This is a genomic window from Acinetobacter sp. NigerLNRRAM0016 (assembly GCF_054112845.1).
Genome location: NZ_JBSYVT010000013.1, coordinates 1 through 12,286, shown reverse-complemented (window position 1 = coordinate 12,286; position 12,286 = coordinate 1). Strand labels below are relative to the sequence as shown.

At 43.2% G+C, this 12,286-nt stretch carries 9 protein-coding genes, 1 tRNA gene and 1 pseudogene; 6 read left to right on the top strand and 5 right to left on the bottom strand.

Going from position 1 to position 12,286, the window contains the following annotated elements:
• Positions 1-3 precede the first annotated feature (3 nt).
• The 6 genes from astA (at position 4) to alr (ending at position 8,057) form a co-directional block, all read left to right on the top strand.
• Positions 4-1,035: an arginine N-succinyltransferase gene (astA, locus tag ACWQ4X_RS09855; protein WP_100242296.1), complete on the top strand. Its 1,032-nt coding sequence runs from the start codon at positions 4-6 to the stop codon at positions 1,033-1,035.
• The gene (astD, locus tag ACWQ4X_RS09850; protein ID WP_457903512.1) at positions 1,035-2,504 is read left to right on the top strand and encodes a succinylglutamate-semialdehyde dehydrogenase; all 1,470 of its coding nucleotides are present in this window, start codon (positions 1,035-1,037) and stop codon (positions 2,502-2,504) included. The genes astA and astD overlap by 1 nt, the downstream gene beginning before the upstream one ends.
• A gap of 22 nt (positions 2,505-2,526) precedes the next feature.
• Positions 2,527-3,867, top strand: a complete 1,341-nt coding sequence (gene astB, locus ACWQ4X_RS09845) for an N-succinylarginine dihydrolase (RefSeq protein ID WP_457903511.1) — start codon at positions 2,527-2,529, stop codon at positions 3,865-3,867.
• Between the two features lie 20 nt (positions 3,868-3,887).
• Positions 3,888-4,865 (top strand): succinylglutamate desuccinylase, encoded by a 978-nt coding sequence (gene astE, locus ACWQ4X_RS09840; RefSeq protein ID WP_457903510.1) that lies wholly within the window; start codon positions 3,888-3,890, stop codon positions 4,863-4,865.
• A gap of 405 nt (positions 4,866-5,270) precedes the next feature.
• Positions 5,271-6,770, top strand: a complete 1,500-nt coding sequence (locus ACWQ4X_RS09835) for an amino acid permease (protein ID WP_457903509.1) — start codon at positions 5,271-5,273, stop codon at positions 6,768-6,770.
• Positions 6,771-6,830: 60 nt separating this feature from the next.
• Positions 6,831-8,057, top strand: coding sequence for an alanine racemase (gene alr / locus ACWQ4X_RS09830; RefSeq protein ID WP_457903508.1), 1,227 nt, complete (start codon positions 6,831-6,833; stop codon positions 8,055-8,057).
• A gap of 109 nt (positions 8,058-8,166) precedes the next feature.
• On the opposite strand, the gene ACWQ4X_RS09825 is transcribed toward alr, so the two are convergent.
• The 5 genes and pseudogenes from ACWQ4X_RS09825 to ACWQ4X_RS09805 all read right to left on the bottom strand — a co-directional run bounded on the left by ACWQ4X_RS09825 (position 8,167) and on the right by ACWQ4X_RS09805 (position 12,149).
• Positions 8,167-9,108 (bottom strand): SphA family protein, encoded by a 942-nt coding sequence (locus ACWQ4X_RS09825; RefSeq protein ID WP_457903507.1) that lies wholly within the window; start codon positions 9,106-9,108, stop codon positions 8,167-8,169.
• A gap of 722 nt (positions 9,109-9,830) precedes the next feature.
• Positions 9,831-9,907, bottom strand: a tRNA-Met gene (locus ACWQ4X_RS09820).
• Positions 9,908-10,030: 123 nt separating this feature from the next.
• A pseudogene (locus ACWQ4X_RS09815) lies at positions 10,031-11,183 on the bottom strand (IS3 family transposase).
• Positions 11,184-11,280: 97 nt separating this feature from the next.
• Positions 11,281-11,427 (bottom strand): DUF4236 domain-containing protein, encoded by a 147-nt coding sequence (locus tag ACWQ4X_RS09810; protein WP_457903506.1) that lies wholly within the window; start codon positions 11,425-11,427, stop codon positions 11,281-11,283.
• A gap of 173 nt (positions 11,428-11,600) precedes the next feature.
• The gene (locus ACWQ4X_RS09805) at positions 11,601-12,149 is read right to left on the bottom strand and encodes a macro domain-containing protein (RefSeq protein ID WP_457903565.1); all 549 of its coding nucleotides are present in this window, start codon (positions 12,147-12,149) and stop codon (positions 11,601-11,603) included.
• Positions 12,150-12,286 lie beyond the last annotated feature (137 nt).

Sequence of the window (12,286 nt, the reverse complement as noted above, 5' to 3'; positions counted from 1 at the left end):
CTGATGATGATTGTTAGACATGCAGAGCTTCGAGATCTAGATGATATCTTCATTCTGGCAGGGAAGTCGGGCGTTGGCCTGACTTCTTTACCGCAGAATAAAGAGATCTTATCGGCTCGAATTGCACGCACACAAAAGACTTTACAAGGTCAAGCTGCGCCAAGTGAGCAAGGTTATTTATTTGTTTTGGAAGATACGCAAGAGCAGCGTGTAGTGGGCGTGAGTGCCATTGAAGTTGCTGTGGGTCTGACCGAACCATTTTATAACTTTCATGTGGGCAAGCAAGTCCATGCCTCACAGGCTCTGAATGTTTATAAAGCTCTAGATACGCTGTTTTTAAGTAATGACCTGACGGGTTGTAGCGAACTCTGCACGCTGTTTTTAGATCCAGATTACCGCAAAGACCAGAACGGGAAATTGCTGTCCAAAATTCGTTTTCTGTTTATCGCAGCTTTCCAGCAGGCGTTTCAAAACACCCTGATTGCGGAAATGCGCGGTTATTCAGATGAAATGGGTCGATCACCGTTTTGGGATGCGTTGGGCAATCACTTCTTCAATATGGATTTTTCCACTGCGGACTATCTCAGTGGTATTGGGCAAAAAGTCTTTATTGCGGAATTGATGCCACGCTTCCCTGTTTATACCGATTTACTGCCTTTGGCAGCACAGCAAGTGATTGCGCAACTTCATCCACATACCGTTCCAGCCGCTCGCGTGTTGGAATCGGAAGGTCTGCGCTATCAAGGTTATGTCGATATTTTTGATGCAGGTCCAACGCTAGAAGCCGAAGTGAAAAACTTACGCGCGGTGAAAGATAGTCGTACCTGTGCCGTGAAAATCGTGCCGAACTTGCCAGAAGCGACGGGTCGCTATTTGGTGGCGAATGATCGTTATCTCGATTATCGCGCCATCTTAATCCAACATGCTGCTAATGCAGACAGTTTAAGTTTAACGGCTGAACAAGCCTATGCCCTTGGCGTACAAGCTGGGCAAAGTATTCGTATGTTGCCTTTAGACAAAGCGGAGCAAAAATAATGTCACAAGGAAATTTATATATTAATGGGACATGGTCTCCAGCGCAGGGTGCAGCATGGAACAAACTTGATCCTGTTTCTCAAGAAGTGATTTGGCAAGGTGCGGAAACGACTGCGGCTCAAGTTGAGCAAGCTTGTCAGTCCGCGCGTGCAGCCTTTGCTGCGTGGGCGCGTCGTCCACTTGCAGAGCGTATTGAAGTGATTCACCGCTTTGCCAGCTTGTTAGAACAAAATAAACAACAGTTAGCGACCGTGATCAGTCGTGAAACCAGCAAACCGATTTGGGAAACCCTGACTGAAGTGCAGTCGATGATTGCCAAAGTCGCAATTTCAATTCGTGCTTACCATGAACGTACGGGCGAAAGCATCACCGAAATGGCTGATGGTGCTGCATCTTTACGTCACCGTCCACATGGGGTATTGGCTGTATTCGGTCCCTATAACTTCCCGGGTCACTTGCCGAATGGTCACATTGTGCCAGCACTGATTGCAGGCAATACCATTGTGTTCAAACCAAGTGAACTGACGCCGTGGACTGCGGAAGAAACCGTGAAGTTATGGCATGAAGCAGGCTTACCCGCAGGCGTCTTGAACTTGGTACAAGGTGGTCGCAGTACTGGTGAAGCCTTGGCGCAATCACATGAGATTGATGGCTTGCTGTTCACGGGGAGTGCCAATACTGGTTACCACTTGCATAAGCAATTGGCAGGCGCGCCAGAAAAAATTCTTGCGTTAGAAATGGGCGGCAACAATGCATTAATTATCGATGAAATTACCGATATTGATGCGGTGGTGAACTTAACCATTCAATCTGCCTTTATTTCGGCAGGGCAGCGTTGTACTTGTGCTCGCCGTTTGATTATCAAAAATGGTGCTGCAGGCGATGCTTTCATTGAACGTCTGGTTGAAGTAAGTCGTAACTTGGTGGTGGGTCAGTGGGATGCACAGCCACAACCGTTCATGGGTGGTGTGATTTCATTACAGGCTGCACAGCAGATTTTACAGGCACAACAACGTTTGGTGGATTTGGGCGCTGAGGTGTTATTGCCTGTGACCCAAGCCGATCCAAACAGCAGCTTGTTAAGCCCAGGTCTTTTAGAAGTGACCAAGGTTAACAATGTACCAGACGAAGAATATTTTGGTCCATTGAGCTGTATCTATCGTTATGACCATTTTGATGACGCGTTACGTCTTGCCAATGCAACACGTTTTGGCTTGTCGGTGGGTCTGATTTCTCCAGATCGCGAATTGTTCGAACGCTTATTGATTGAAGCACGTGCAGGCATTGTGAACTGGAACAAACCATTAACAGGTGCTTCGAGTGCCGCGCCGTTTGGTGGTGTGGGTGCATCGGGTAACCATCGTGCCAGCGCGTTCTATGCGGCAGATTATTGCGCATGGCCAATGGCATCGCTAGAAAGTCAGCAGGTAAGTCTACCTGAAAAATTATCGCCAGGCATTGTGCTGTAGTCGACGGAAAGGGAGTTTAGAAATGTCAGGCTATGAAATTAATTTTGATGGTTTAGTTGGTCCAACGCATCACTATGCAGGATTGTCATTCGGGAACGAAGCATCGACTAAAAACCGTAACAATGTATCGAATCCGAAGTTGGCAGCCAAACAAGGTCTGTTAAAGATGAAAGCTTTGGCAGATATGGGCTTGAAGCAAGGTGTATTTGCACCACAAGAACGCCCGCATGTGCCAACTTTACGTCAATTGGGTTTCCGTGGTGATGATCACAGCGTCATTGAACAAGCAATGCGCACCTCACCAGAGTTGTTGTCTGCGCTAAGTTCAGCTTCATGCATGTGGACAGCCAATGCAGCCACCGTTTCACCGTCAGCAGACAGCGCAGATGGTCGCGTGCATTTTACTGCGGCAAACTTGAACAACAAATTCCACCGTTCAATTGAGCATGAAACCACATCACGCGTGATGGCTGCGATGTTTAATGATGAGCGTCACTTTGCGCATCATGAAGCCTTGCCGCCAGTGACCTTATTTGGTGATGAAGGTGCGGCGAACCATAACCGTTTAGGCGGTGCTTATGATCAAGCCAGCGTTCAAGTGTTTGTGTATGGTCAGCAATTCATGGGTGGTGGTGTAGGTCCAAAACGCTATCCTGCTCGTCAATCGCTCGAGGCGAGTGAAGCAGTGGCGCGTTTACATCAGTTGAAAGCCGAACAAACTGTGTTTGTACAACAGCATCCAGATGTGATTGACCAAGGCGTGTTCCACAACGACGTAATTGCGGTAAGTAACCAAAACGTGTTGTTCCATCATCAACATGCCTTCTTGAACCAATCTGCAGCTTTGGCTGAAATTCGCGAAAAAATGGCGCGTTTGGGTCAAGAGTTTGTGTCCATTGAAGTACCTGATCAGCGTGTTTCAGTGAAAGATGCGGTGAATACTTATTTATTCAATAGTCAATTGCTCACGCGTGCCGATGGCGGTATGAGCATTGTGGTGCCTGAAGAATCCCGTCAAAACCAAGCGGTATGGAGCTACTTGAACGACATGATTCAAATGGGTACCCCAATTGATGACATTAAAGTCTTCGACCTACGTGAAAGTATGCGTAACGGTGGCGGTCCTGCATGTTTACGTTTACGTGTTGCAGTGAACGAAGCAGAGCTGAAGGCGATTAATCCGAATCTGTTCATGAATGATGCTTTGTTTACTCGCTTAAATGCATGGGTAGATCAGCATTACCGTGATGAATTAGCGCAACAAGATTTGGCAGATCCGCACCTATTGATCGAAAGCCGTACAGCCTTAGATGAATTGACGCAAATCTTGGGCTTAGGCTCGGTGTATCACTTCCAACGTTAATCAGCAGGCAGGGACAGCAGATGATGGATTTTTTAAAAAGTGTTTTAGAGCAAAAAGTACCGACCTCAACTCGAGGGGTACAGGATGACTTTAGCTGGGAATGGCTGGCTGAAGGCGTACTATCTTTTACGCCAAAACAGGATTATGAAAAAGCCATCGTGTTGTCTGCAGGTGTGCATGGCAATGAAACTGCGCCGATCGAGTTATTGGCGCAGCTCAGTCAGGATATTTTTACAGGTGTATTACCACTCAAGGTCAAATTGTTGTTGATCTTGGGTAATCCTGTCGCGATTCGTTCAGGTCAACGCTATGTTGAAAATGACATGAATCGCATGTTCTGCGGGGCACATCAGCAATTTGCAGAGACTTTTGAAGCGCAGCGTGTGGCAGAGCTGGAACAGTTAGTGGCTGATTTTTATCGATCATGTCCAGAACAGGTCAAGCGCTATCACTATGATTTACATACGGCAATTCGTCCGTCTTTGCTTCCAACTTTCGCCTTATTCCCTTATCAAACCCATTGTTATGATGCGGTGATGCTGGACTGCTTAAGTGCAGCGGAACTGGATGCCTTGGTGTATCACAATGCCGCAGGGCGAACCTTTACCCACTATACCAGCTCAAGATTTCAGGCAGCGAGTTCAACCCTTGAACTCGGTCATGCCAAACCTTTTGGTCAAAATGATTTATCGGCTTTTACAGCGATTGATCAAGTGTTGCGCGCGGTCGTGACAGAACAGGCATTACCTGTACGTCAAAAGCACGCAATCAAAAACTTTCGTGTCGTCGATTCGATTATCAAAACTGAAGATGACTTTCAGCTCAATCTTGCTGATTCTGCCCCAAATTTTTCAACGTTCCAATCTGATGCAGTTATTGCACTACAACAGGGTAAACCCTATGTAATTGCACCAGAACAGGTCTGGATTTTATTTCCAAATACCCAAGTGAAAAAGGGCTTAAGAGCAGGTTTGATATTAACTGAGCTTCGTGCGTGATTATTCGTGTCGATTTATTAAATATGATGATGGTGGTTTATCGAACTTAAATCGTTAAATTAATTTTCAATGGAATTGAATATATGGATATTGTAAAAAATATTAATTCAATATTGACATCCAGTGATTATAAGTCCGCTTGTAGTCACTGGATAAACTCGTTTCGTGTTTTTGTTAAGCTATTGTTTTTCAATATAAAATTAATTAAATTGGCATAGCTTTTGCAATCTGTGTTGTGATTATTTGGTTGCTGTGATTGAAGTGTAAAAACAGGGCTAAATAATAAAATTAATGTTATTGAAAGATAATATGTAGCTTAATTTTGGACTGTAATGAAATAACGGACTTATTTTATTTTAGTCCCATATTTACACCCGATTTGGGCTGTAAATTGGAGTAAAAAACATGATGAATGGAAAAAAACTCACTCAGTCAAATGAACCGTTAGAGGGCGATTTACTGGGCGGACATCATTACGACTCAGCTGGAGAAGAACAACTCGATCGTTCTCTCAGTAATCGCCATATTCAAATGATTGCGATTGGCGGAGCCATCGGAACAGGTCTATTTATGGGTTCGGGGCAAACCATTGCCAATTCTGGAACCTCAGTCATTTTGACTTATATGATCGTTGGCTTTGTCTTGTTTTTTGTCATGCGTGCCATGGGCGAGTTGCTGCTTTCCAACACCAACTATAAGTCATTTGTGGATTTTGCGACGGATTATTTAGGTCCTTGGGCAGGTTACTTTTTGGGCTGGACCTACTGGCTCAGTTGGATCATTACAGCCATTGCCGATATTATCGCGATCGGTGGATATCTGCAGTTCTGGTATCCCGATTTACCAGTATGGTTACCTGCTTTGGCCACGATCACGGTTTTGACTGTACTGAACTTACTGACCGTGAAAATGTTTGGTGAAACCGAGTTTTGGTTTGCCATGATCAAGATTGTAGCGATTATTGCCTTTTTAATCTTGGGCGTGAGCTTGGTGGTGATGGGCTTTGTATCACCCAATGGAGTCAAGGCATCTTTCTCGCATATCACTGATCCTGATGCGTTTTTACCGCATGGTGTGACAGGTTTCTTGGCAGGTTTCCAAATGGCGGTGTTTGCTTTCTTGGGTATTGAATTGGTCGGTACTACTGCAGCAGAAACCAAAAACCCAGAAAAATCATTACCTAAAGCCATTAATTCAATTCCTTGGCGCATTCTGTTGTTCTATGTGGGTGCTTTATTGGTCATCATTTCCGTGACTTCATGGCATCAAGTTGACCCAGGTAAAAGTCCATTTGTGGCGATGTTCCAACTGGTTGGGCTTACAGCAGCTGCTGCTGTGGTGAACTTTGTTGTGGTGACGTCGGCAATGTCTTCGGCAAACAGCGGTATCTTTGCTACCAGTCGTATGCTGTATGGCTTGGCGGTTGAAAAAGATGCACCGCAACGCTTTAGAACCTTGTCTAAAGGTAAAGTGCCTGTACAAGCGCTGTTGTGTTCGATGATTTGCGTCTTTATCGGTACGCTGATTCTGTTTGTTACGCCAAATGTCATGTCTGCCTTTAATATTGTGACGGCATTGACCTCAATTTTGACTGTATTTGCCTTTGGTATGATCCTCGCATCGTATCTGGCTTATCGTAAAAAGCGTCCTGACTTGCATGCGCAGTCTGTTTATAAAATGCCTGCGGGTATTTTTATGAGCTGGTTTGGTATCGCATTTATGGTGTTTGTGGTTGCGATTTTATGTCTCGATCATGATACGCGTATTTCACTGTTTGTTTCACCACTTTGGTTTATCGGTTTATGGATTGCTTACAAGCGTCGTAAACGTCAAGACAGCGAACGCACTTGGATTTTAGAGCATGGTCGTCGCATTGATCATGATGAAGTATCAGAAAATAATTAATGACGCATGAGAGAGGGAATTTCCCCTCTCTTTTTTTATAACGACGAAGAGGGATTTGTCTTGAAAAAAGTAACATTATTGGCATGTATGTTGGGGGCGGGGCTGCTAAATATGAGCAGTACCATGGCTGCACCGATGTTGACATCACAGATTTCAGCAATTCAGGTAGCGGCACCACAAGCCAATGCTTGGGTGGAAATTAATGTGCAGGCCTTTGAGCAAAACATTCAAACTTTGCAGCAGCAATTGCAGGATAAAAGCCAAATTTGTGCAGTGATGAAAGCCGATGCCTATGGACATGGTATTCAGTTGCTAATGCCAAGCATTATCAAGCTGAATGTGCCCTGTGTGGGCATCACCAGTAATGCGGAAGCAGCGATGGTACGCCAATCAGGTTATCAAGGTCGCATTTTAAGATTGCGTGCAGCAACCGATCAGGAAATTAAAAATGCAGCTTCACTCAAGATGGAAGAATTGTTCGGCAACTATGAGCAAGCGCAGCGCATTTCCGCTTGGGCAAAACAGCAAGGCATAACGGTTGCCTATCATCTGGGCTTGAATGCTGGCGGTATGGATCGTAATGGTTTGGAGCTGAACACCGAGCAAGGCAAGCAGCAAGCGTTAAACATGACCAAATTACCGAACCTGAAACTGGTCGGCATCATGACGCACTATGCAGTGGAAGATGAAAAATATGTGCGTGAGCATTTGGCGGTTTTTAATCAGCAAACCGATTGGTTGATTAAAAAAGCTAAACTCAAGCGTGAAGCCTTGACCTTGCATACTGCTAATTCATTTGCCACGTTAACCGTGCCAGAGTCGCATTTAGATATGGTGCGTGCGGGTGGTGTGATTTATGGCGACAGTATTCCGGATCGTGTCGAATATAAAAAGTTGATGACCTTTAAAACCCAAGTCGCAACAGTGAATGCCTATTTAAAAGGTACCACGGTTGGCTATGACCAGACTTATACCTTAAAGCGTGATTCGTTGTTGGCGAACTTACCAATGGGCTATTCAGATGGCTACCGTCGTGCATTTAGTAATAAAGCCTATGTCCTGATTCGCGGTCATAAAGTCCCTGTCGTGGGTCGTACTTCCATGAATACCACCATGGTGGATGTCACTGATTTCCCTGATATTCGTGCCAGCGATGAAGTGGTCTTGTTTGGTCAACAAGGCAATGAAACTGTAAAACAAAGTGATTTGGAAGACTACAATGGTGCGCTGCTTGCAGACGTATACACCATGTGGGGCAACTCGAATCCTAAAATTGCCGTACGATAAATTCACCGTTACCGCAATACGTTAAGAAATAAATACCCCATACTTGAGTCATCAGGCATGGGGTATTTTTTATGCGTATCTAGAGGGTCAGTTGATGATTCATCAAGGTTTAGTATTGATAGTTGATGGTCAGTTGATAGGCTTCACCTTCAGGACGGTTTTTCACATCAAATTCATAGATCCCGCGTAGTGATGCAGAAAGTCCTGTGCTTTGGCTGAGTTTTTTGTCATAGGTCAAAATTGGACCAGCACCTAAAGCACGACCTTGGAAGCCATTCAGGCGGTCTGCCAGACGACCATCATCATCAGTGGTTTGTTCAATCCAGCCAAACACTGCACCCACGCCAAAACCATCACTTCCCAGATCACCAAAGCGTTTTAAACCGAGGACGTCAAGGCGAAAAATATCGCCACTGGTATAATCGGTGGCATCGTTTTTGGTGTACATTTCATAGGCCATATTGCTGCTGAATTCCGCATTGATGCTAGGGAAAATGTGAGTGTAGGCAAAGTTAGGAATAAAGGTCCAGGTATTTTGCCCAGCATTGCTGAGTCGATCCGTATCATAGCTGCCTGTCGGTGCATAAATGGAAACACCAAACAGGGCGTGCGTAGTTGGGCTAAAGTGATAGTTCATCATTAGTGGTGAAAATATGGCATCCCCGATTTTGGTCGAGTCATCACTACGGTTTAAATTATTCACATAGGCATTGATATCGGTATATTGCACAGGAATGCCGACTGTGGTTGCTAAGCTCCATTTGTCATGGGTATTCCACACAAAAATCCCGTTAATGAGATTGTAAGAGACTTTATAGTCTAGCCCTGCCGAAATTTGTCCTGAGATCGGGGCATTGCGCGAGGCTTCAATGTTGCCATCATAGTAAATGCTGGAAACGGTGAGTACGCCGCCTTCTTGAATCGGCAAAATACCATTCATGGGTTGTACTTGCATGCCCGTAATTGGACGTCCAATACCGCCTTCAGTCGCGAAAATCTGTTGGGTAGAGCAGAGTGTGAGGAGAATACCGAGTGCGTGTTTGTAGTTCATGTGATGGGGTCCTTATTTGTAAGTTAGCTGGACAGTTTTATTGTTATGGCTATTTTTTAAACTTATTGTGACATGTATACATCAGAATGCTTTGCTCGTCCAACCCACATTTCAATTTACGATTGAAGCAAGATTGGGAGCGCGAGTTGAGAATTTAGAACAGGTAGTGAGATCCATCATCTAGAATTTCTAAATGGGAATAACTTTATGGAGGGCGGGTATTATGAGCTTTAAGCGTTGTAGGAGGGTATGGTGAAATTTTTATTGTACAAATAAAAAAGCCCTAATCTTTCGACTAGGGCTTTTTTGAATCTGGAGCGGGAAACGAGACTCGAACTCGCGACCCCAACCTTGGCAAGGTCACCGAGATTTATTACATTAAGTGATACTAATTGTAAGTGTATGATTTAAAATGGAGTATATGAATTTTTATGAGGTAAAATTTTAATCGATTTAGATCATTTCATGTTGTTTTGGTCACTTTATTTTAGATTTTTTATTTTATAAAAGTCACCTAGATTTTTGGTTTCAATAAATTTAATTTACGATAAAAATTTATCATATGGTAAAAAATTATATATCAGCAAGTTCTTCTCTTAATATTAAAAAATGGCTTTATTTGCATAGGAGAAAAATTGTGGACTCAAATTTCTATTTTCAGCAGTGTCATAAAAAAAGCCTAATCTTGGTAAGACTAGGCTATAAACTTTAAATTTTTTCATTGGTAGCGGGAGCTGGATTTGAACCAACGACCTTCGGGTTATGAGCCCGACGAGCTACCAGACTGCTCCATCCCGCATCAACGAGTTAGCTTTATACGCTTTCACAACTAGTAATGCAAACCCTTATTAGCAAATAGTCAGTTTCAGAGGCAATTAGATGACTGGACTGCTCCCAGCAGTATCCTAGACACGAGACAGCCTCATTTTGAAGCTGCCTCAAAGGCTTCTGGACTCATCCCATCGAGATGCGAATGACGCCTGATTCGATTGTAAAACATCTCGATGTAATCAAACACATCTGCACGAGCCATTTCTCGTGTTTTGTAGATCCTCTTTTTAATTCTTTCCTTCTTTAAGCTGCTAAAAAAGGATTCAGCAACGGCATTATCCCATGAGCAGTATACTGCGCAAGGCTCCTACGGCTCATGCTGGGTATTAAGTTATGTTTCTGACAGAATTTCTGCCAGTCTCTACTGCTGTATTGGGAGCCTTGGTCAGAGTGTATGATCACAGGTTCATTTGGCCTACGTCGCCATACCGCCATAAGAAGTGCATCCAAAACGATATCCTTGGCAAGCGTAGGTTTCATTGACCAACCGATGACTTTTCTCGAATATAAATCAAGAACCACAGCCAGATATAACCAGCCTTGCCATGTGCGAATGTAAGTTATATCAGTCACCCAAGAAGTATCAGGTGTGTTTACAATAAACTCTCGATTTAAATGGTTAGGTAGCACAATCTGAGGACGACCACGACCATAGCTTTTATGTTTCTTATATCCTCGAACAGCGGCAATACCATTGTTCTTCATGATCTTCAGCACACGATTGGGCCCGCAGCTTTCACCCAATTCTTTTAGATCTAGCGTAATGCGACGATAACCATAGATGCCATAGCTGGCATCATAAGAAGAACGGATGAGCTGTAATAACCGCTTATCTTCAATAGTCCTGCCTGATTCGGGTTCATGCAACCAGGCATAGTAACCAGCACGAGCGATCTTAAGGACCCGACACATCGTTTTAATCTTAAATTGATGGCTGTATTCCAGGATAAACTGATACTTTACTCGGGCAGGCTTGCAAAGTACCTTGCGGCCTTTTTTAGAATATCCCGTTCCTCTTCAGTCTGTTTAAGCTGACTTTTAAGACGTAGGATTTCTTTCTTTGCTTCGAGTAGTTCATGTTCATCAGAGTTGTTACGTAAAGGCTGTAGCGCCTTTAGCCATTTATAAATGCTGTGTTGTGATACGCCTAAACGTTCTGCTACATCAGTGACAGAATATCCACGTTCGGTAATCAATTTAACAGCTTCATCTTTAAATTCTGGGGTATATCTTTGTCCACTCATAAGGTTCTCTCCTATGCAAAAAGAATAGACGAAATTTGTCTAGGAGAGTGGTGGCAGTCCAACCTAACTAAAAGGTGTCTACAAAATCGGTGGCTATTCAACCAATAGTAGCCTGTTTACCTTTTTTTGAAATATTGATAGATGCTCCTGATTTTCCAATGGTTACACTATTGAGCCCATTTTTAGAAATATTCAGCTTAATACCTGGAAGGATTTTGATGCTTTTTTTAAATCGTAAAGACATTTTTTCATCTAATAAAGACTAACTTTTAATGATGTTATTCTATCGTAAAATATTCAACAATTTGTACATCTTATAATACTCTTTAAAGCTTTAATACAACTTGATAAGGTAATCCTCCCATAAATAACCGAAGTTAAAAGTAGAGGTTAAGCAGCCATTAGAGGAGATTACCTTTAAAGCAAGATGTCGATATGAATATCTTCTAGTTGCAGCAGTATATTTCTATAGGTTTCGTAGTGTTCTGTTCCCTTACACACGAAGAAAACGTGTTCTACAGTTCTATAGGTAGGTAAGGTTGATAAAACTGTTCCTATGGCAATTTCAGCAGCGAGTTGTGGTGGAAAAGAATAAATACCCGTTGAAATATTGGGAAAAGATACGGTTTTTGCTTTGATTTCTTCAGCTCTAAGTAGTGCAGTACTATAGGCATCACAGAGCAGTTGAGGTTCATCCCGGGTTCCGTCTAACCATCGAGGACCTACTGCATGAATGACAAATTTCGCCGGTAGATCTCCAGCAATAGTCACCTCTGCAGAACCAGTTTTGCACCCACCTTTTTCTTTGTGAAGCTCGATACAGGCATTTTTCATCAAAACGCCTGCTTTTTTATGAATGACATAGTCAAGCCCACCACCACCTAACAGAGATTTATTGGCAGAATTAACCAAAGCATCTACCGGTAGAGTGGTGATGTCGCCATGCAAAAGGCTGACTTTTTTCATTTTCATAGTATTAACGGTCAGAATCTTTAAAGGTTAAAAATGTCCTTTTCAATATAGATAGTAGTATATCTATTTTTCAGTTTAGGTCATTTAATACAGTATTATTTAAAAAAATTTCAATTACTTATACATTTATT